Origin of the sequence: Synechococcus sp. UW86, assembly GCF_900474085.1 — a bacterium.
Lineage (GTDB): Bacteria > Cyanobacteriota > Cyanobacteriia > PCC-6307 > Cyanobiaceae > Parasynechococcus.
The window spans coordinates 37019-55383 of record NZ_UCNU01000017.1; the positions used below are offsets into that span (position 1 = coordinate 37019).

The 18365-nt window shown below is 62.6% G+C and carries 24 protein-coding genes and 1 pseudogene; 18 read left to right on the top strand and 7 right to left on the bottom strand.

Annotated features, from left to right (window positions below; translation table 11 throughout):
* Positions 1–7 precede the first annotated feature (7 nt).
* Together DXY04_RS08455 and DXY04_RS08460 are read left to right on the top strand one after the other, a co-directional pair.
* Positions 8–193, top strand: a complete 186-nt coding sequence (locus tag DXY04_RS08455; RefSeq protein ID WP_115009445.1) for a hypothetical protein — start codon at positions 8–10, stop codon at positions 191–193.
* Positions 163–492 (top strand): hypothetical protein, encoded by a 330-nt coding sequence (locus tag DXY04_RS08460; protein WP_371634531.1) that lies wholly within the window; start codon positions 163–165, stop codon positions 490–492. The genes DXY04_RS08455 and DXY04_RS08460 overlap by 31 nt, the downstream gene beginning before the upstream one ends.
* 275 nt (positions 493–767) lie before the next feature.
* Here DXY04_RS08460 and DXY04_RS08465 read toward each other — a convergent pair whose 3' ends face one another.
* Together DXY04_RS08465 and DXY04_RS11820 are read right to left on the bottom strand one after the other, a co-directional pair.
* The gene (locus DXY04_RS08465) at positions 768–1166 is read right to left on the bottom strand and encodes a hypothetical protein (RefSeq protein WP_115161732.1); all 399 of its coding nucleotides are present in this window, start codon (positions 1164–1166) and stop codon (positions 768–770) included.
* Entirely contained in the window at positions 1166–1717 is a 552-nt protein-coding gene (locus tag DXY04_RS11820) for a hypothetical protein (RefSeq protein ID WP_136975381.1), read from the bottom strand. The genes DXY04_RS08465 and DXY04_RS11820 overlap by 1 nt, the downstream gene beginning before the upstream one ends.
* A 575-nt stretch (positions 1718–2292) precedes the next feature.
* Between DXY04_RS11820 and dcd the strand changes: the two genes are divergently transcribed.
* Entirely contained in the window at positions 2293–2817 is a 525-nt protein-coding gene (dcd, locus tag DXY04_RS08480) for a dCTP deaminase (RefSeq protein ID WP_115161735.1), read from the top strand.
* A gap of 540 nt (positions 2818–3357) precedes the next feature.
* Here the strand turns inward: dcd and DXY04_RS08485 are convergent.
* Positions 3358–3648: a 2Fe-2S iron-sulfur cluster-binding protein gene (locus DXY04_RS08485; protein WP_025362165.1), complete on the bottom strand. Its 291-nt coding sequence runs from the start codon at positions 3646–3648 to the stop codon at positions 3358–3360.
* Positions 3649–3925: 277 nt separating this feature from the next.
* Positions 3926–4135 carry a hypothetical protein gene (locus tag DXY04_RS08490; RefSeq protein WP_114987942.1) on the bottom strand — a complete coding sequence of 70 codons (210 nt, stop codon included), beginning with the start codon at positions 4133–4135 and terminating at the stop codon, positions 3926–3928.
* A 137-nt stretch (positions 4136–4272) separates the two neighbouring features.
* Here DXY04_RS08490 and DXY04_RS12155 point away from each other — a divergent pair, with 137 nt between their 5' ends.
* Positions 4273–4425, top strand: coding sequence for a hypothetical protein (locus DXY04_RS12155; protein WP_170951377.1), 153 nt, complete (start codon positions 4273–4275; stop codon positions 4423–4425).
* Here DXY04_RS12155 and DXY04_RS08500 read toward each other — a convergent pair.
* Positions 4422–4697 (bottom strand): hypothetical protein, encoded by a 276-nt coding sequence (locus DXY04_RS08500; protein ID WP_170951378.1) that lies wholly within the window; start codon positions 4695–4697, stop codon positions 4422–4424. The genes DXY04_RS12155 and DXY04_RS08500 overlap by 4 nt on opposite strands.
* Positions 4698–4731: 34 nt before the next feature.
* Positions 4732–5204: pseudogene (locus tag DXY04_RS08505) on the bottom strand (CBS domain-containing protein).
* A 31-nt stretch (positions 5205–5235) separates the two neighbouring features.
* Between DXY04_RS08505 and DXY04_RS08510 the strand changes: the two are divergent.
* Entirely contained in the window at positions 5236–5772 is a 537-nt protein-coding gene (locus DXY04_RS08510; protein ID WP_115161737.1) for a CDP-alcohol phosphatidyltransferase family protein, read from the top strand.
* On the opposite strand, the gene DXY04_RS08515 is transcribed toward DXY04_RS08510, so the two are convergent.
* A complete protein-coding gene (locus tag DXY04_RS08515; protein ID WP_115162194.1) occupies positions 5741–6661 on the bottom strand; it encodes an NAD-dependent epimerase/dehydratase family protein in 921 nt (306 codons plus the stop codon). The two genes, DXY04_RS08510 and DXY04_RS08515, sit on opposite strands and share 32 nt — an antisense overlap.
* A 71-nt stretch (positions 6662–6732) precedes the next feature.
* Between DXY04_RS08515 and hisA the strand changes: the two genes are divergently transcribed.
* From hisA to DXY04_RS08580, 13 genes are all read left to right on the top strand, one after another.
* A complete protein-coding gene (hisA, locus tag DXY04_RS08520; RefSeq protein WP_115161738.1) occupies positions 6733–7500 on the top strand; it encodes a 1-(5-phosphoribosyl)-5-[(5-phosphoribosylamino)methylideneamino]imidazole-4-carboxamide isomerase in 768 nt (255 codons plus the stop codon).
* 128 nt (positions 7501–7628) lie between these two features.
* Complete coding sequence (locus DXY04_RS08525; RefSeq protein ID WP_226424454.1) at positions 7629–7997, top strand: Fur family transcriptional regulator; 369 nt, start codon at positions 7629–7631, stop codon at positions 7995–7997.
* Between the two features lie 68 nt (positions 7998–8065).
* Positions 8066–9661: a DUF3685 domain-containing protein gene (locus DXY04_RS08530; protein WP_115161739.1), complete on the top strand. Its 1596-nt coding sequence runs from the start codon at positions 8066–8068 to the stop codon at positions 9659–9661.
* 15 nt (positions 9662–9676) lie between these two features.
* Positions 9677–10243: a thylakoid membrane photosystem I accumulation factor gene (locus DXY04_RS08535; RefSeq protein ID WP_115009433.1), complete on the top strand. Its 567-nt coding sequence runs from the start codon at positions 9677–9679 to the stop codon at positions 10241–10243.
* A gap of 64 nt (positions 10244–10307) precedes the next feature.
* Positions 10308–11468: a F420-0:Gamma-glutamyl ligase gene (locus DXY04_RS08540; RefSeq protein WP_115161740.1), complete on the top strand. Its 1161-nt coding sequence runs from the start codon at positions 10308–10310 to the stop codon at positions 11466–11468.
* Positions 11469–11506: 38 nt separating this feature from the next.
* Positions 11507–12538 carry a hypothetical protein gene (locus tag DXY04_RS08545; RefSeq protein WP_115161741.1) on the top strand — a complete coding sequence of 344 codons (1032 nt, stop codon included), beginning with the start codon at positions 11507–11509 and terminating at the stop codon, positions 12536–12538.
* On the top strand, positions 12538–13014 hold the full coding sequence (ruvX, locus tag DXY04_RS08550) for a Holliday junction resolvase RuvX (protein ID WP_115161742.1): 477 nt from the start codon (positions 12538–12540) through the stop codon (positions 13012–13014). The genes DXY04_RS08545 and ruvX overlap by 1 nt, the downstream gene beginning before the upstream one ends.
* A 20-nt stretch (positions 13015–13034) precedes the next feature.
* Positions 13035–13589: a DUF3727 domain-containing protein gene (locus DXY04_RS08555; protein ID WP_115009429.1), complete on the top strand. Its 555-nt coding sequence runs from the start codon at positions 13035–13037 to the stop codon at positions 13587–13589.
* Entirely contained in the window at positions 13577–14098 is a 522-nt protein-coding gene (locus DXY04_RS08560; RefSeq protein ID WP_115161743.1) for a YqeG family HAD IIIA-type phosphatase, read from the top strand. The genes DXY04_RS08555 and DXY04_RS08560 overlap by 13 nt, the downstream gene beginning before the upstream one ends.
* Complete coding sequence (gene proB / locus DXY04_RS08565; protein WP_115161744.1) at positions 14095–15168, top strand: glutamate 5-kinase; 1074 nt, start codon at positions 14095–14097, stop codon at positions 15166–15168. The genes DXY04_RS08560 and proB overlap by 4 nt, the downstream gene beginning before the upstream one ends.
* A 35-nt stretch (positions 15169–15203) precedes the next feature.
* Positions 15204–16247 carry a UDP-3-O-(3-hydroxymyristoyl)glucosamine N-acyltransferase gene (lpxD, locus tag DXY04_RS08570; RefSeq protein WP_115161745.1) on the top strand — a complete coding sequence of 348 codons (1044 nt, stop codon included), beginning with the start codon at positions 15204–15206 and terminating at the stop codon, positions 16245–16247.
* A gap of 32 nt (positions 16248–16279) precedes the next feature.
* Entirely contained in the window at positions 16280–17353 is a 1074-nt protein-coding gene (gene leuB, locus DXY04_RS08575) for a 3-isopropylmalate dehydrogenase (RefSeq protein WP_115161746.1), read from the top strand.
* 64 nt (positions 17354–17417) lie between these two features.
* Positions 17418–18320 (top strand): phosphoribulokinase, encoded by a 903-nt coding sequence (locus tag DXY04_RS08580; RefSeq protein ID WP_114987927.1) that lies wholly within the window; start codon positions 17418–17420, stop codon positions 18318–18320.
* The last annotated feature ends 45 nt before the right edge of the window (positions 18321–18365 follow it).

Sequence of the window (18365 nt, forward strand, 5' to 3'; positions counted from 1 at the left end):
ATCTCTTTTGCAGCAACGTCTCGCCAAGGCCAACAACTTTCAGAAGGCGTTGATCACGTCTCTGCTCGCCTGGGTGGCCCTTGGGGTGTGGAGCTATCTGATCGTCGTGCCGATCCTTTCGGCTGTGGCGTTCCTCTGGCTCGGGGTGACGGGCTGGCTGGTGTGGCGGATCTGGCGCAAACCCGTTGGCTGAACCAGGGAATTGCGGTTCAGCAACTTAGAATTCCGGCCGGTTTTGGTTCGCGTTCGGTGGAATTCACGGTGGTGATTCTGAGTGAGCAGGTTGGCTCATACCCAAAAATCAACTGGACGGAATGGAAAGATCGCAACCGCAAGCAGATGAAGAGTCAGGGCGATGTGTGGTCGATGACAACATTGTCTGGGGCCACAATCTGGGATTGTTTGGACAACAACAAGATCGACCGGCTCCACCTTGTGCAGTGGAAGCCTGCTGACGACACGATGTATCAAGTGAGCCTGCCGCGCCGCTGAGATTGAACTGATAATCAACGGTTCTTTGATATCAAACCAATAGCAAAAAAGCACCTGTTCGATTCGAGCAGGTGCTTTTTGATTGATGCTGAGGATCCGTCTTTTCTCTTTAGAGCAGGAAGAGGAAGATCACCGTGAACATGCAACCCAGCAGGAAGATCGAGTCCTCCTTGCGGTTGATGTCAAAGGGCTCGTGGGGCTCTGGAATCATTTGACGGTCTGTTGAAGCCGGCAAGCTAAAGGACTCAGCTCACCCTCGGCGGTTTGATGCTGTTTCAATCGCGCCAATCCCTGAGCCGAGCTCCATTCCATCGCTCACTCGATAACACCTCTTGGAGTTGATCCACTGCAGACTGCTTTGCATCATTCCAGTCGTGGTCTGAGAGTCTGATCAGATATTCGTGCTGAATGCCTGAGCCTCTTTGCCTTGATGTGATGATTGAAACGTCGTCGTAGGTGATGGGGAATGAGTCTCCGGCTGGTGCTCGAAGGGCGGCCTCTGAGGCGAACAAGAGAAAATCGAAAATCACTGGATTGAAATATTCTTCGCTTTCATCCAGATCCCCACAAGCCAGCATTTGTTCTCTGGTTTGTGGTGTGTAGGTCACAAAGGAAAAGCAGCAGGGATCACCGGTGGCTTGCAGGTAGAGCCCTTTGAACCGACGCGTGCTCATCAATCAGCCTCCCGCCAGATGGAAGAGTGGGGATCCCAGACGGGTTTGGCGTAGGTGCCCTTCAGTTGTTGTTGAGGCTGATCGATGCCCAGCTGGCCATGGCATTGGCTTGCGAATTCAATCGAGTTTTTGTGGAACTCCTTCCAAGGCACCAAGGTTTTGCCATTCCAGGTCGGCGGTAAACCTGTTTCTTTGAGCAGTTGATCAAAGGCGTCAAAGTGGGCCTGGAGTTGCTCGTCTGTGAGTACAGCTTCTGGCCGCGGCACCTTTAGAGCTTGTTTGAAGGGAGCGCTCTCTATGCATGCTTCAAAGCGCTTTGTGAGTTCCGCTTGATGGCTCCAGGCTTTCTGTTGGACCACTCCAAAGACAACGAGGCCAATCAGCAAGAGGCCAATCCCGATGATCGCGCTGAGATGACCAGCCGGCTCTCTGGTGTTGTCCATTGGCTCGCTCCCCCCAGCAAAGCCTAAGAAGGCATTTCTTCTCCGCGGCCCACCACCGACTGTTTCACCCGAGCAGACTGGAACTCCTTGTCTTGCCTGCGGATGCAAGTGCTGCTCACGGTTCTCCTCTCAATCGCGGCTTGTGCGTTGGTGTTGGCGACTGGAGAGAAGAGCACCGAGCGTTTCACGACCCACATCGGTTCGCGGTTGCCGCCAGCAGAGCTGGGTTGCGTCCGGTCAGGGCACGTTCAAACGGATGAGGGGCGCCGGCTCAGGGTTTTCAAGTGTCTGGTTTGATCAGCCGTTGGCCGGTTTGGTCAACTTGTAGAGATTTAAGGCGAAGAGGGCCATGCCGAAGCTGCCGAAGGCGATGAGCAGGTCTTGGGTGGCGAAGGCCACGACTCTCGTTACAAAACTTTGTTGATTAATGTAACGGAGGCGCAGGGATGCGTCGTCAAGTCGTTCCGAGGTGGCTGTGGGCGGTCCTCTTTTTTTATGACCTACCCCTTTGGTGCCATCAAGACAGACCTCGAAAAAGCCTTTCGGCTTCCCGATGCTGCACCGCTTGAGCAGCCTCAGAAACAAGGCGCTGCCGAGTGAGCGAGTCAGAATGGTCGACGGTTCTGTTTGAGCACCCCGGCGTCTGAGCCGTCCATACTCTTGGCCCAGCAAGGGATTGACCCATGGCGGTGCTTGGACGTCAGGCCATTCTTCAGGCGATTGACGATGACCTGATCGGGATCACGCCCTTCAATGCCGACCATGTAGGGCCGGCATCGGTGGACCTCACCCTCGGCTCCACATTTCGGGTGTTCCGCAAGGTGCATGAAGTGATCGAGGTTCGCGATCACACCGACTACCGCGAATGCACCGACAAGCTGGAGATCCCTGAGGGCGGCCACATCCTGATCATGCCGGGGGAGACCGTGCTGGGGATCACCCGCGAACGGGTCAGGCTCGGGCCTGGCCTTTGCGGTTGGCTTGAGGGTCGCAGCCGCTTTGCTCGCCTGGGGCTGATGGTGCACATCAGTGCACCGTTCATGGGGCCGGGGATCGACAGTCAGCAGGTGCTGGAAATGAGCAACTTCGGTCCAGCTCCGCTGGCGGTGGTGCCGGGCACGCTGATCTGTCAGTTCATCTTTCAGCGCATGGATGGTGAAGAGCACTATGCCGGCCGCTTCGCTGGGCAAAGCCAGAGCAGTTTTTAGGAGGGTTGCCTTTCGTGATCCTGATTGCCTCCTTTGAGAGAAATTAAGTAACTCAACGTTGGTATCAAGCCGTTAACTCACTGCACCGCAGCGGGTTTACATAACTCATCGGAGACGTACATCCTCCGCAATGTTTGCCCTTCCGATTCTCTTTAGGTTTGTCCTGTTGGCGTTCGTCGGAGCAACCGTTGCATCTGTGGCTAACTCCAAAAAAGACTTTGCCTTGCTTGCTGGTGTTTTTCTGTTGGGTCTCGGAGCCTTAGAAGCAGTCCTTGCTTTCTTTGGTGTCTAATCCTGGCGGCGAGCCTTGCTTGGCAAGCGAAGCCACGCCCTTGGAAGCTAGCTTCGCCGCTCCTCGCAGGTGTAAATCGACAGGAGAAGCATGGCGGCATTGGGCGCCTATTCCTGGTGAATTCAGCCTGGGCGAATCGGGTGGTTGCTGAATGGAATAGATGGAGCTGGTCCAAAAAAGGGAACAGGCGTCGATTGTTCCCCGGTGGGAGTTTTCGGACTTGAACCTCGAAGATCGGGTTGGTCAGCTCAGAGGTCTTCTTCGGCTTCTCCTTTGATCTGGCAATCACTTGTTGGGTAGGCCACGCAAAGCAGGGCAAAGCCTTTGGCGATCTGTTCGTCGTCCAAAAAGCTCTGATCCGATTGATCCAGAGAGCCACTCGAAAGCTTGCCTGCGCAGGTGGAGCAGGCGCCAGCTCTACACGAATAGGGCAGATCCGCGCCCGCTTCCTCTGCAGCATCAAGGATGTACTGATCGTCGGCACAGGCAAAGCTGGAGGAGCCTTCCGATGTGGTGATCGTGATTTGATACGAAGCCATTGGCTTAATCAATGCATGCATCAATCAAAAATCCAATTGGATGCCGCTCCTGATGCATTCAAGGAAGACTTCGGGATCGATGTAGCAAGTCATACCGGATTGATTTTGATGTTCTTGATCACTGATTTTGCAAGTCAGCCTTATTGCTGTTGAGGGTGTTTTGATTCAACCGCTCAACTCAGAAAACCCCGGTTGCACTCAGGCAAATTAGGGTTGTGGCGAGCACCACCCAGCCCACCAGCTGAAGCCATTGCGTGAGTGGCGTTCCCATGGCGTGTCAGTCGAGTGGGTCGTCCCAAAGCGGTGGTTCATCAAATTCTTCCAACAGAGAGTTGGCTTCTAACTCCTTGCCAGCCAGCAGCAGTTGAATCACTTGATTCCAGATGAATCGAGTCAGGCGTTCTGCCTCCTTGCCCTGATGCCCGGTCTCGAACTTGATCGGAGGTACATCACCTGTGTCGTCGTGAAATCGTGAGATGAGCGACACAGGATTGGGCGCATCAACTGCTCCGTCGTAACTCTCCTGGTTCGACGGTTGACGTATCAACTGACTCCGTTTGTTCGCACACGTTGAAAGCCAAACAAGGCCTCGCCATGGGCAACCCAGCGGCGCATGCTCGAAGCATGCAAGCCAAAACATCGGAAGGCTTAGAGGTTCTCGCGGCTGTTGTTGTCACCGCCGGCTTGGTGGCGGGCAACCTCGTGTTGTTTTCGCCGTTGCGCGTGGACAACCGCGTGCCGCCTGCTCCGGCATCGCAAACCGCGGAACGCCCCTAGCGCCTGAACACACCGTTGCAGTCGCCTGGAGCAGGTTTCACAAAGCAGTGCCCCTCGACAGACCAGTACCCCAGAGCTGGAAAAGCCAGGCCTTGGGCCCGGGCTTCGGCGTTAACGGCATCAACGCCTCGGGCCTGGATCAGCACGTTTCCCTCGCCATCCACCAGGTCCAGGAAATCCATTTCCTCGGTCTCGGTCTCAGCCGTGGGGTTGGCATGCCCAAACAGGGGAACAACCACCTGCACACAGGCCATGAGTAAGGAGCGCAGCATCGGCCTGGAAAGGGGGAACGAAGGATGAGTTGAATCAGCCGGCTTGATGGGCGGCGAGGGCACGCACCACGTCGCCCCGGGTGATCACGCCGACGGGGCATTGGTTGCCGTCCAGAACAAACAGGCGTTGCGTGCCCCGTTCATGCAGCTGGGATGCCGCCTTGGGCAGCGCTAACGCCGTATCGCAGCTATGGGAGTCCTTGCGCATCAGATCGCTCACCTTGGTGCCGAGCACCTGGTGCACCTGCTTGTCCCAGTTCAAGGGATTGCGCAGGTAGATCACGCTGTCCAACAGCATCACGTAGGGGCCGGCATCAACACCGCTCTCCCGACCCATCAGATCCTGCTCCGTAAGCTCGCCGATCAGACGTCCCTCTGCATTCACCACCGGCAACCACTCACGTGGTGGTCGCTGATCATCTGCACGGCCTGCTGCAACGGGGTGTCGGGCGTGACCGTCAGCACCGGCTGGGTCATCACATCAGCCACCGTCAGCTGCAGGACCATGATCAAGGTTCAGCTCCTCACATTCTGAGCGTTGTTTCTGTCTTTGCGTTCGATTGCCAACGGGCTCACCATGGCACGAGCCGTTGCCGGTTTCCCGCTGATCCTTGCCCTGCAGTTCGGCTGGCAGGGCTGGGCCTGGTGGTTGCTGCTGCTGGCCGGGTTCAGTGATGCAGCCGATGGCTGGCTGGCCCGGCGCGCCGGGGGTGGCAGCAGCTGGGGCGCTCGCCTCGACCCCCTTACCGACAAGGTGCTGATCGCGGCACCGTTGCTCTGGCTGGCGTCGTCGGCTGTGCTGCCGCTCTGGGCGGTTTGGTTGTTGCTGGCCCGTGAATTGCTGATCTCGGGTTGGCGGTCTCAGGCCAGTGATGGTGGGCCGGCTTCGCTGTCGGGCAAAGCCAAGACAATCCTTCAGTTCCTCAGCCTGCTGCTGATGCTCTGGCCCTCCGGCTGGATCGCTGCTGCCGGGCTTCAGAGCCTGGGCTGGTGGCTGTTCTGGCCCTCCCTCGCCCTGGCTCTGAGCTCAGCTCTGGGCTACATCACGCCCCGATCAGCGCCTCATCAGAACTGAAGTCTGGCGCTGCGGTTGGGTTCAGGGCGTAGTCGTTGCTGTAGCTGTCGGCCAGGCCCTTCGCCAGGTCGAAGCTGGGTTGCCAGGCCAGTTCGCGTTCCACCCGGGTGATGTCGGTGAGGAAGTGATTGAGCCGCAGCGGGAAGGCCTTACGCGCCTTGGGGTCCAGGTCGCTGGGGTTGAAGCTGCGCAGTTCGAGGCCATCGGGATCGCGGCCGCAGGCCACGGCGGCGGCGCGGATCAGGCCCCGGAAGCTGATGCCCTGCTTGCCGGAGCAGTTGTAGATGCGATTGGCGGCAGCATCCACCTCAATGCAACGGGCCATCGCTTCCGCCAGATCCTCCACATGGCCCAGTTGGGTGATCGTGCTGCCGTCACCGGGCAGCGGAATCGGGCGGTTGTGAACGATGCGATCGAAGAACCAGCGTTCCACCGGGTTGTAGTTGCCCGGTCCATAGATGTAGGTGGGCCGGAAGCTGGTGAAGGGGATGCCTTCCTTGCGCAGCCAGGCCTCGGTGTCGGCCTTGCCGGCGTGACGGCTCTGCGGATCGGTGGGGCTGGATTCATCCAGGGGCCACTGCTCCGAATCGGCGTACACCCCGGCTGAGCTCACATACACAAAGCGATGGCTGGGAGGCCCGGTGATGGCCACCACCCGGCTGCTGTCCTCCTGCTTGCGTCCGGAGCTGTCGACGATCACATCGAAGCTGCGGCCCTGCAGCGCGCTGAGACCTTCATCGCTGCTGCGATCGCCACACAGGTGTTCCACGCCGGCGGGGACGGGGTTCTTGCCGCGGGTGAACAGGGTGAGTGCATGGCCCTGGGCCTGCAGGCGGGCCACCAGGGGCCGGCCCACGAAGCGGGTTCCCCCCATCACCAGGATCTTCATGCAGTTGGGCCCGAAAAGCGCAGCCATTGAAGCGTGGCGCTGCAGGATGGAGGGTCTCTGGTCCGACCCCGATGGAGATCATTCCCGCCATTGATTTGCTCGATGGAGCCTGTGTTCGGCTTCACCAGGGGGATTACGACCAGGTGACCCGATTCAGTGAGGATCCTGTGGCGCAGGCCCTCAGCTGGCAGAGCCAGGGGGCAACCCGTTTGCACCTGGTGGATCTCGATGGCGCCAAACGGGGTGAGCCGCTCAATGACGCAGCGGTGCGGGCCATCACCGCCGCCCTCGACATCCCTGTTCAGCTCGGTGGTGGTGTGCGCTCGCTCGAGCGCGCCGAAGAATTGATCGCCTGTGGCCTGGATCGCGTCATCCTCGGCACGGTGGCGATTGAACAGCCGGAGTTGGTTCAGGAGTTGGCCCAACGCCATCCCGGCCGCATCGTGGTGGGCATTGATGCCAACGATGGCCGGGTGGCCACCCGGGGCTGGATCGAGCAGAGCGATGTTCTGGCCACCGATCTGGCCAAGCAGTTCAGTGTCGCCGGCATCGCGGCGATCATCACCACTGACATCGCCACCGATGGCACCCTCGCCGGCCCCAACCTTGAGGCCCTGCGAACCATGGCGCAGTGCAGCGCCGTTCCGGTGATCGCCTCCGGTGGCATCGGCTGCATGGCCGACCTCCTCTCGCTCCTGCCCCTGGAGCCCCTTGGTGTGACGGGGGTGATCGTTGGCCGAGCCCTCTACGACGGCCGTGTCGACCTGGCGGAGGCCATCGCCGCGTTGGGTGAGGCAAGGCTTCAAGACGTCACCGCCGTGGCGGCAGACATCGCCTGAGCTGGCCTAGGGCCTTATGGTTCAAGAAGCAGGCACCTTCTGTGGTACAAGCAGCCGCTGGCAAGAGCAGCACGCCGTCCCCCGCGGGCAGCTTGCAGGAGGTGTTTGAGCAGTGTCGGCGGTTGGGGATGCGCCTCAGCCGTCAGCGGCGCATGGTGCTCGACCTGCTCTGGAGCGAGAAGAGCCACCTCAGCGCCCGCGACATCTTCGAACAGCTGAATTTGAGGGGCCGCAGCATCGGCCACACCTCGGTGTATCAGAACCTCGAAGCCCTGCAGTCGGCTGGGGTGATCGAGTGTCTCGACCGCGCCAGTGGTCGCCTCTACGGCTACCGCAGTGATCCCCACAGCCATCTCACCTGTCTGGACAGCGGTTCGATCGAAGACATCGACGTTGTTCTTCCCGACGACCTGTTGCGTCAGATCGAACAGCGCACCGGCTTTCGCATTGAGTCGTACACCCTGCAATTGAACGGTCGGCGCACCCTGGAGAACTGAGCAGAAGCTCGTTACCTTGAGCCCAACTGTTTCGGGTTCAACCCTTGGTCTCCCCTTCGCCGGTGCGGATGTTGCTGCTCGCTCCGGATCTGCTCGGGGAGTCGCTGGCGCTGAAACTCACCTCCGCCCGGGGCGATTGGGAGGTGGTGCTTCGCCCTGAGCGCCTGACGGGTGCCCCAGCGTTGGTGATCTGGTCGATCGACACCGTGGCCTCATTGGCGTCGCTTCAGCAAGAGCTGTTCGCCCTGCAGGAGCGCTGGCAGCCCGCCCCGGTGCTGCTGCTGCTGCCCAGCGAGTTACGCCTGTCGCGGGAGCAGCTGCTGGAGCTGCCGGCGGCTGGCCTGCTGCAAAACGTTGATGCCCAGGGCCTGCAGAACGCCATCGAAACCCTGCTGCAGGGCGGCAGGGACATTCGCCTGGAGGCTGCGCCGGAGACGCCAAGCCAGCAGCAGACCATGGGCCTGGGCCAGTGGTTGCTGGTGAGTGGCCTGCAGCAGGTGAGCCGCGACCTGCAACGGGTGGAGGCCCTGCTCAATCCGCCCCCGGAGCAGCCCTTGCTGTTCCTGCTGCTGCAGGGGCGCCGCCGCGAATTGCGCTTCGCCAAGGGCTTGCTGCTCTGGCTCTGGGGACCGCTGCAGATGGGCCTCGAGCATGCAGAACCCCTGGGCCCCTCCGTATCCAGCGATGGATCACCCACCACCACGGCGATCAGCCTGCGCGAACGCAATGCCATTGCCGTATGGGATGCCATCCGCGACCGCATCGATGCATCGGTTCAGGCTGGATTGACCAATTCCACCGGCCGACTGCTGGCGATTGAGGGCCTGCACCCGGATCGCCGCCGGGAGTTGCTGCTGGCCCTGTTGCAACAGCTTGATCAGGTCTTGCAGCGCCTGCGCAGCCGCCAGGACGCCACGGCGATTGCTCAGGCCTGGGATTCGTTGCAGCCCGAGTTGCGCCAGCAGGCCCTCACCGCCCTGGCCGGCAGTTACGTCCAGATCCCCTGCGATGGCCAGCTGCAGCCGGTGGTGGCTTCGCTGCTCAGCCGTGCTGATCTCACCGGTGCCGACGGCGAGCTGCCCGATCCAACCGGGATGCTGGCGCCGCTGGTGGCCGATCAACCGATGCTGGTGAACGGCCTGCTGCTCCCGGCCGATGACCCCAGGGCCTTCCTGCAACTGGAAACCCTGGTGAGCAATTGGCTGGTGAGGACGGCGGAACTGATTGGTGCCGAATTGCTCGATGCCTGTGGTGACTGGCCGGAGCTGCGCCGTTACCTGCTGCGGGACCCCCTCCTGGCGACCCGGGAACTCGACCGGCTCAGGAACCGCTTGAACACCCAGCTGCGTTGGGCGGATTGGGTGGAGCGCCCCATTCAGCTCTACGAAAGCCAGCGCACCCTGTTTCAGTTGCGCTCCGGTCGCATCGAACCGCTGCTGCTGACGGAGCCCCGCGACAAGGAGCTCAATCAACTGGGTTGGTGGCAGCGGCAAGTGGCCTTGCTCCTGGAAGCCCGTGATGCCCTCGCACCCCAGGTGCAGGCCCTGGTGCGCCGCATCGGCGACCTTGCCGTGATCCTGCTCACCCAGGTGCTGGGGCGCGCCATCGGTCTGGTGGGGCGTGGCATTGCCCAGGGCATGGGACGCAGCTTCGGCCGCGGCTAGGCCCCTGGGTCCACAATGGCAATCCGCTGCTTCGGCTTGATGCTTGCTTTGGTGCGCTGTCTGATCACCGTTTCGATCGCGCTGCTGCTCCATGTCGCACCAGCCGCCGCTGTGTTGAACAGCGACAGCTACGACGGCAACATCTACGCCCTCTACGCCGGCAATGGCTCGTTGGTCCCTCCCGCCAGCACCTTGGAGGAGTCCCTCGCTGAGGGACGCACAGCCGTGATCGTCTACTACCTGGACGACAGCGCCGTGAGCAAACGCTTCGCTCCGGTGGTGTCGGAACTGCAACGGCTTTGGGGCCGCAGCATCGATCTGCTTCCCCTCTCCACCGATCCGCTGCAGGGCCGTGAATCCCTGGGTGCGGGTGATCCAGCCACCTATTGGTCGGGAACCATTCCGCAGGTGGTGGTGATCGGCACCGATGGCCGGGTTGTGCTCGACCAGAACGGACAGGTTCCCCTGGCGGCGATCAACGACGCCATCAGCGCCTCCACCGGTCTTCCCGCTCCGGATCTGGGACGCATTGATCAGGAAGGCAGCTTCAACGAAGTGAACATCGAAGTCACCGCCAACTGAGACGCCCACCGCCATGGCGCTTACGCTGCCGGCCAGTTGTCCCGGTAGCTGAGCCGGATCCGCTGTGTCGCTGCTGCTTGCTCCGCTCGGCCTAGGACTTGCTGTGGCCTGGCTGGAGCTCCGCCATCGCCTCAGGCCCGCCTCACCGTTGCGGATGACCCCTCGCGACTGGCGGGTTGATGATCTGGGCGGGCGGCTTCGTGTCGAGGGTGTGCTGGAGATCAGCAATCCTCACCCCCGCATGGAGATTTTTGTGCCGGAGCTGCGGGTCGAGCCCGTGCTGCTGGGGTCCTCTGATCCCGCCGGTCTGGAGGTGAAAACGCGGATCATTGCCGACCATCCCGACGAGGAGACCCGCGCAGATGGCTACTGGGCTGCCTACATCGTCAAAGGACGCAAAACCACGCGTGCCCGGGTCTCGATCGAGATCACCGGCCCGACTCCATCCGCTCGGGTCGACAGCCTCTGGGTGGATGCCCACTGGGTGAATTACGGACCCTTCGGTCGTCTGCAGCGCCGTCAGGGCGTGTTGGTTCCCTTGATCCGTCCCCAACCCCTGCAGGCCGATCAAGCCCACTTCCGCCAGGGGGAAGGCTGCCGCGTCTTGCCGCTGCGCACCCACCTGCTCGGTCCCCTGGACGACGCCATCGACGTCCTGCGCACCTACGCCGCTGATCTGGTGCAGCCCGGCGACATCCTCACCATCGGCGAGACCCCCGTGGCTGTGATCCAGGGTCGCTACCGCCATCCCAGTGAGGTGGAACCCGGCATGGTGGCGCGCCTGGCCTGCCGTGTGTTTCACCCCACCAGCAGCCTGGCCACGGCCTGCGGCATGCAGACCTTGATCGATCTGGTGGGGCCCACCCGGGTGCTGGCCGCCTGGCTGGGGGGTCTGCTGATGAAGCTGGTGGGCATCCCCGGTGGCTTCTATCGCCTCGCCGGTGACCAGGCTCGCTTGATCGACGACATCACTGGCACCACACCGCCCTATGACCAGACCATTGTTCTGGGGCCATCACGGGCTGAGCAGTTTTGTCGTGATGCTTCTGCCGAACTCGGGGTCGACGTTGCCATCGTCGACGTCAACGACCTCGGCCGTGTGAAGGTGCTGGCCTCCAGCCCCGGCTGTGATGAGGGCTTGCTGGGCCGGGCCCTGCGTCCCAATCCCGCCGGCAATGCCAATGAGCGCACCCCCCTGGTGTTGGTGCGGCCAGGCCTGGAATGAGCGATACATTGTGAGCAGTTGGGGTTGGAGGGTCTCCGGTGACAGAACCCAAGACCACCTCCATCCGCATTGAGCCCCTCAATCCAGCCCACCTGGCCCAGTGGGTTCAGGATGCGCCGATTGATCAGCTCTCACGGTTTCAGGGCTTTTTGATCGGTGAATGGCTCTCGAGAGTTGAGCAGCGCTTTCCCGATCTGCTCCCCAGCCGTTCGCCCCGTTGCCTGATCGCCCTCGCGGGAGATCGCCCGGTGGCCAGTGTGGTGGCCCGGCCGTTCAACCGCCGCGGCAGCTGCTGGATTCTTCATTTGCCGGAGCTGCTGGGCCCGCTGGACGATTACAGCCATCGCACCATTCAGCAGTCCCTGCTTCAGCAGGCTCTGCAGTCGTGGACTGCTCAGATCTGCAGCTGGGTGATCCGCTGCCCGGCCACCGATGCCGATGCCATTGCCCTGCTGCGGGAGCTGGGCTTTCAACCGCTTCGTCCGTATCAGTGCTGGTGTCCACCAGGGGCAGGGGTTGATCCAAAGGGCACCGATCAGTTGCCAGGGGGTCTGCGCTGGGCGGCCTTGAACCGCCGCACCGCCCAGTTGCTCTGGCCGATCGAGCAGGGCGGCAGCCACAGCCACCTGCGTCAGATCACGGATCGCCATTGGCTGGATCTGCTGGACCGTAACGGCCCCGGCTGCGGCGTGCTGATGGCTGGAGATGCTGTGTTGGCGGGCTGCATCCGCCTTCCCGATGCGGGAGAGGCAGGGTTCCTGGAACTGATGCGCGACGTCGCCTGGGATCCCCGGCTGGATCAGGCCCTTCCCCAGGTTTTGAACGGGATCCTTCAGCGTGGCCTCCCCCGCGGGCTGCTCACGGCCTTTGACGATGCCCCCCTCAGCCGGATCCTGGAGGCGGAGGGCTGGACCCGCGGCGACGAGCAGCTGCTGCTCGGACGCAGCATGTGGCGGCGTCAGTCACCCCAGCGCAACCTGCAGCTGACCCGATCGCTCGATCAGGTGCTGGGCCGATTGCGGCCCCAGGGCACACCCTTGCCCACACCAAGCCTGGGTGATCGGCACTGATGCGGCCGCGTCCCTGTTCGATCCTCAGCCTCGATGTGGGCCGGCGGCGCATCGGCCTGGCCGGCTGCGATGCCCTGGGCATCAGTGTCACGCCCCTCTCTGCCCTGCGTCGTGGTCGCTTTGATGCGGATCTGGTCGTTCTGCGGGCCCACTGCCGTGAACGGTCGGTGCAGGGGCTTGTGGTGGGTTTGCCTCTGGATGCCGCGGGCCAGCCCACGGCCCAGGCGGAGCATTGCCAGCGTTACGGCCTGCGCCTGGCTGCCGCCCTCGATCTGCCCCTGGCCTGGGTGAATGAACACAGCAGCACCTGGGCGGCCGGTGAACAGTTCGGGCTGACGGGCGATCGCAGCGGACGTCTGGACAGTGCAGCCGCTGCCCTGCTGCTGGAGCAATGGCTGGCGGAGGGGCCGGAGCTCAAACCGGCCCAACAGAGTGCGTCAAGGTCGGGCACCGGGGCGGGCGATGGTGGATCCTGAGCCCAGTCAGAGCCGCGTCGATGTCTGAGTCGGGCCCCGGTAAGAGCAGTGATCACCCCACCCTGCTGGTCCGCGACCGCGAGGGCCATGACCTGCTGTGCTTCCTCGAGCATCTGATCCCCATCGAGGGGCAGGACTACGCCCTGCTCTCGCCGGTCGACACACCTGTGTCGCTGTTTCGGCTCAATGACGATGCAGAGCCGGTGCCGATTACGGAAGTTGCCAGCAGCGAGCCGATTCTCTCGGTGGCTGATGTGGTGCTCCAGGAGCACGACCTGGTGCTGGTGCGATCGGCGATCACCCTCACCGTCAGTGGTGAACTGGAGGAGCCGGATCAGGACGAGCTCGACGAGCTGGAAGAGGACGACGACGTTGATGAGGACGCCGAGACCTTTGAGCTGCTGGTGAGCTTCATGGTCGACGCGGAGGAATACGGCCTCTACATCCCCCTCGACCCGTTCCTGGTGTTGGTGCGGATGGTGGATGGCCAGGCGGTGCTGCTGAGCGACGATGAGCTCGACCGCGTTCAACCCCTGATTGAGGCGGAACTGGAGGAGCGTGAATGGCCGGATTGACGGCACAGCACTGGTTGACCCCCGATTGGGATCCCCACCTCACCATTGCCCAGCTTTCGCTGCCCCACCTCACGGCCCACGGCCTGAAGGCCGCCGTGATCGACGTTGACCGCACCCTTCTGCCCGGTCGTGACGTGACACTGCCAGGGCCCGTGCGCGACTGGCTGGTGGATGCCGGCCGTCGCCTTCAATTGCATCTGTTCAGCAACAACCCCTCCCGCGATCGGATTGCTGCCGTGGCTGATCAGCTGCAGGTCAGCTTCACCTTTGGTGCCGGCAAGCCCCGCCGTGGCGCCCTTCGCAGCGTGGTTCGTGATCTCGCGCTGCCCCCGGAGGCGATCGCGATGATCGGCGACCGCCTGTTCACGGATGTGCTCGGCGGCAACCGGATGGGGCTTTACACGGTGTTGGTTCGCCCGGTTCGAGACGACGGCAAGCCCTGCCGCCATGACCGTGTTCAGCGGTTTGAACGCGCCATGGCCCGCGTGATGGGGGCGCCTGCAGCATGACCCTGTGGGTCGTGAAAATCGGCACCAGCCTGCTTCGGGGGGAGACCTCCACCACGATTGATGGCTACGCCCGCTGCTTCGCGGGGGCCATGGACCGCGGTGACCAGGTGGTGCTGGTCACCAGTGGTGCCGTTGGCCTGGGCTGCCAGAAGCTGGCCCTCACCAACCGCCCCGACACGGTGGTGGCTCTGCAGGCGGCTGCAGCCATCGGCCAGGGCGCGCTGATGGCGCTGTACGAACGGGCTATGGAACGCCATGGTCGTTCCGTGGCGCAGGTGCTGTTGACCCGCTCCGACCTGGCCGATCGCCGTCGGTATCAGAACGCTTCGGGCACCTTGCGGCAGCTGCTGAGTTGGGGGGTGCTGCCGGTGATCAACGAGAACGATGCCCTTTCGCCGGCGGAGTTGCGCTTCGGCGACAACGACACCCTCTCGGCGTTGGTGGCCGCCGCCGTTGAAGCCCAGCAACTGATCTTGCTCACGGATGTTGATCGCCTGTATTCCTCGGATCCGCGGGTGGATGCCAACGCCGAACCGATCTCGGATGTTCGCCATCCTCGGGAGCTGGACTCGTTGGAACAGGGGGCCGGTGACGGGGGGCGCTGGGGCACCGGGGGCATGACCACGAAGCTGGCGGCAGCCCGCATCGCCACCGCCAGTGGCATCACCGTGCAGCTCGCCGATGGCCGCGATCCTGCACGCCTCGAGGCTTTGTTGCAGGGGGAACGGGGGGGGACGGTGTTCCATCCCCATCCCGAACCCCTGGGCAACCGACGCAGTTGGCTGGCCCACGTGCTTCAGCCTGAGGGTGAACTGCAGCTGGATGCGGGGGCCTGTGCTGCGCTGCAGCACCGTGGTGCGTCCCTGCTGCTGGTGGGTGTGACGGCGGTGCGGGGTGAGTTCGCCGCCAATCAACCCGTTCAGTTGCTGGACCCCGATGGGGAGGACCTGGGCCGTGGCCTCTGTTCGATGGACAGCGACCAGCTGCGGGCCGCGATGAATGACCCATCGCCGGGGGAGTCCTCCCCGGTGGTGGTTCATCGCGATGGTCTGGTGCTTCGCAGCCGTTAACCACGTCTACGATCCGCCGGACTGCCCTGGCCTCCATGCGTTTCAGCACCCTGATCAAGGTTCTGCAGACCGGTGATGCAGGCCTGCGCTCGAGCCAGCCGGGCTTGGACCCATGGCTTGAGGGTGCCGCTTCACTCGATCAGGCCTCAGCCGCGCAGCTCAGCTTTCTGGAGAAGGGCAACGCCCTCACCGCGGCCTTGGGCACCAGCGGCGTGGGTGCCCTGTTGCTGCCCGATCAACAGGATCTGATTGATCTGGCTTCGCAGCGTGGCATCGCCTTTGCGGTCTTCGCGGATCCGCGTCTGGCCTTTGCTGAAGCCCTCGATCAGTTGCATCCCCGCCGCCGGCCCTTGGCGGAAATTCACCCCTCGGCGGTGATCGATGAACGGGCTGTGGTGGGCCCCGGCACAGCGGTGGGCCCGCGGGTCTGCATCGGGGAGGGAAGCCGTCTTGGTGCCGACTGCATCGTTCACCCCGGGGTGGTGATCTACGACAACGTGGTGGTGGGTGATGGCTGTGAGCTGCACGCCAATGCCGTGCTCCACCCCGGCAGCCGTCTCGGGCGTGGCTGTGTGGTGAATTCCAATGCCGTTGTCGGCTCTGAGGGCTTTGGCTTCGTGCCGACGGCCAAAGGTTGGCGAAAAATGCCGCAGACCGGCCAGGTGGTTCTTGAAGACGGCGTTGAGGTGGGTAGCGGCACCACCATTGATCGCCCTTCCGTCGGTGAGACCCGCATTGGTGCCGGCACCAAGATCGACAACCTGGTGCAGATCGGTCATGGCGTCACCACCGGCCGTGGCTGTGCCTTCGCCTCCCAGGTGGGCATCGCCGGCGGCGCCCACATCGGCCAGGGGGTGATCCTGGCGGGCCAGGTGGGGGTCGCCAATCGTGTTGTCGTCGGCGATCGCGCCATCGCCAGCTCCAAGTGCGGCATTCACACTGATTTGGCCCCCGGAGCGGTGGTGAGTGGTTTTCCCGCGATTCCGAATCGCCTCTGGCTGCGCTGCGCCACCACCTTCAGCAAGCTGCCGGAGATGGCCAAGACCCTGCGGGAGCTCAAGCGGGACACCCCTCAGTAACCTCAGCGGTCGACCTGCCGTACCGCACCGTCATGGCTCAGCACCGCGTTGTTCTCCTGCCCGGTGATGGCATCGGCCCCGAGATCACCGCTGTCGCCCGTCAGCTGCTGGAGGTGGTGAGCCAGCGCCATGGCTTTTCGTTGAGCTTTGAGGAGCAGCCCATCGGTGGCAGCGCCATCGATGCCACCGGTGAGCCGTTGCCCGCCAGCACCCTCGAAGCCTGCAAGGCAGCCGATGCGGTGTTGCTCGCCGCCATCGGCAGCCCCCGTTTCGACAGCCTCCCCCGCGAGAAACGCCCGGAAACCGGCCTGCTCTGCCTGCGCGCCGGCATGGAGCTGTTCGCCAATCTGCGGCCGGTGAAGATTGTTCCGGCCCTCATCGATGCCAGCAGCCTCAAGCGTGAGGTGATCGAGGGGGTGGACCTGATGGTGGTGCGGGAACTCACCGGGGGGATCTACTTCGGTCAGCCCAAGGGACGCATTGAGACCGAGGGGGACGAGCGCGGCTTCAACACCATGACCTACTCCGCCTCGGAGGTGGATCGGATCGCGAAGGTGGCCTTTGAGATCGCCCAGGAGCGGCGGGGCCGGCTCTGCTCCGTGGACAAGGCAAATGTGCTCGATGTGAGCCAGCTCTGGCGGGACCGCGTGGATGCCATGGCGCCCAGCTATGGCGCTGTGGAGGTGAGCCACATGTATGTGGATAACGCTGCGATGCAGCTGGTGCGTGATCCCCGCCAGTTCGATGTGCTGCTCACCGGCAACCTCTTCGGCGACATCCTCAGCGATGAGGCGGCGATGCTCACCGGCTCCATCGGCATGCTGCCCTCCGCCTCCCTCGGCAGTGAGGGCCCTGGTTTGTTTGAGCCTGTGCACGGTTCAGCCCCCGACATCGCCGGTCAGGACAAGGCCAATCCCATGGCCATGGTGCTCTCGGCCGCAATGATGCTGCGCATCGGCCTCAAACAGGCCGCGGCTGCCGATGATCTTGAGGCCGCTGTGGATGCCGTTCTGGCCGGTGGCTTCCGCACCGGTGATCTCATGGCAGAAGGCTGCACCCAGCTGGGTTGTCGCGCCATGGGTGAGCAATTGCTCAAAGCTCTGTAAGCCAGAGATTGGTGCAATCGGGCCCTGATCTGGCAGGATCGCCGGGCCCGTAGTCCCTGCGTCGATGTCGAAGCGTCATCCGGTTGTCGCTGTTACCGGTTCTTCCGGAGCTGGAACCAGCACCGTCAAGCGCGCCTTCGAGCACATCTTTGCGAGGGAAGGCATTACCCCTGCAGTGGTGGAAGGCGACAGCTACCACCGCTACGAGCGGATGCCCATGAAACAGGCCATGGCGGATGCCCTGGCCAAGGGTGAGAACTTCTCCCACTTCGGCCCTGAGGCCAACCTGTTCGACAAGCTCGAGGAACTGTTCCGCACCTACGGCGAAACCGGTGCTGGTCAGAAGCGCTACTACCTCCACAGCGTTGAAGAAGCGGCTGAACACAACGCCCGTCTTGGCGTCAACCTCGAGCCGGGTCAGTTCACGCCTTGGGAAGACATCCCGACCGGCACTGACGTGCTGTTCTACGAAGGCCTCCATGGCGGTGTGAAGGGCGAGGGCTACGACGTGGCCGCCCTGGCCGACCTCCTGGTGGGTGTGGTGCCGATCACCAACCTTGAGTGGATTCAGAAGATCCACCGCGACAACGCTGAGCGTGGTTATTCCGCTGAAGCGATCGTTGACACGATCCTGCGCCGGATGCCTGATTACATCAATCACATCTGCCCGCAGTTCAGCCAGACCGACATCAACTTCCAGCGTGTTCCCACCGTGGACACCTCCAACCCCTTCATCTGTCGGAACATCCCGACCCCGGATGAAAGCTTCGTGATCATCCACTTCCGCAAGGGTGCTCGTGAGAAGTGGGGGATCGACTTCGGTTACCTGCTGAACATGATCCACGATTCCTTCATGTCCAGCCCCACCAGCATCGTGGTGAACGGCGGCAAGATGGGCTTCGCCATGGAACTGATCCTCACTCCGATCATTCACCGCATGATCGAAGAGAAGAACAAGCTCAGCTGATCTCTTCTCCTATCAATAATCGTCTCTACAATGGGCCCATCTGAG

What these genes read in the sequence shown, in the direction of transcription:
- DXY04_RS08465 (WP_115161732.1), bottom strand. Translation starts at nt 1,166, where the DNA reads ATGAGCACGCGTCGGTTCAAAGGGCTCTACCTGCAAGCCACCGGTGAT.
- dcd (WP_115161735.1), top strand. Translation starts at nt 2,293, where the DNA reads ATGGCGGTGCTTGGACGTCAGGCCATTCTTCAGGCGATTGACGATGAC.
- DXY04_RS08485 (WP_025362165.1), bottom strand. Translation starts at nt 3,648, where the DNA reads ATGGCTTCGTATCAAATCACGATCACCACATCGGAAGGCTCCTCCAGC.
- DXY04_RS12155 (WP_170951377.1), top strand. Translation starts at nt 4,273, where the DNA reads ATGCAAGCCAAAACATCGGAAGGCTTAGAGGTTCTCGCGGCTGTTGTT.
- DXY04_RS08500 (WP_170951378.1), bottom strand. Translation starts at nt 4,697, where the DNA reads ATGCTGCGCTCCTTACTCATGGCCTGTGTGCAGGTGGTTGTTCCCCTG.
- DXY04_RS08515 (WP_115162194.1), bottom strand. Translation starts at nt 6,661, where the DNA reads ATGAAGATCCTGGTGATGGGGGGAACCCGCTTCGTGGGCCGGCCCCTG.
- hisA (WP_115161738.1), top strand. Translation starts at nt 6,733, where the DNA reads ATGGAGATCATTCCCGCCATTGATTTGCTCGATGGAGCCTGTGTTCGG.
- DXY04_RS08525 (WP_226424454.1), top strand. Translation starts at nt 7,629, where the DNA reads ATGCGCCTCAGCCGTCAGCGGCGCATGGTGCTCGACCTGCTCTGGAGC.
- DXY04_RS08530 (WP_115161739.1), top strand. Translation starts at nt 8,066, where the DNA reads ATGTTGCTGCTCGCTCCGGATCTGCTCGGGGAGTCGCTGGCGCTGAAA.
- DXY04_RS08535 (WP_115009433.1), top strand. Translation starts at nt 9,677, where the DNA reads ATGGCAATCCGCTGCTTCGGCTTGATGCTTGCTTTGGTGCGCTGTCTG.
- ruvX (WP_115161742.1), top strand. Translation starts at nt 12,538, where the DNA reads ATGCGGCCGCGTCCCTGTTCGATCCTCAGCCTCGATGTGGGCCGGCGG.
- DXY04_RS08555 (WP_115009429.1), top strand. Translation starts at nt 13,035, where the DNA reads ATGTCTGAGTCGGGCCCCGGTAAGAGCAGTGATCACCCCACCCTGCTG.
- DXY04_RS08560 (WP_115161743.1), top strand. Translation starts at nt 13,577, where the DNA reads ATGGCCGGATTGACGGCACAGCACTGGTTGACCCCCGATTGGGATCCC.
- proB (WP_115161744.1), top strand. Translation starts at nt 14,095, where the DNA reads ATGACCCTGTGGGTCGTGAAAATCGGCACCAGCCTGCTTCGGGGGGAG.
- lpxD (WP_115161745.1), top strand. Translation starts at nt 15,204, where the DNA reads ATGCGTTTCAGCACCCTGATCAAGGTTCTGCAGACCGGTGATGCAGGC.
- leuB (WP_115161746.1), top strand. Translation starts at nt 16,280, where the DNA reads ATGGCTCAGCACCGCGTTGTTCTCCTGCCCGGTGATGGCATCGGCCCC.
- DXY04_RS08580 (WP_114987927.1), top strand. Translation starts at nt 17,418, where the DNA reads ATGTCGAAGCGTCATCCGGTTGTCGCTGTTACCGGTTCTTCCGGAGCT.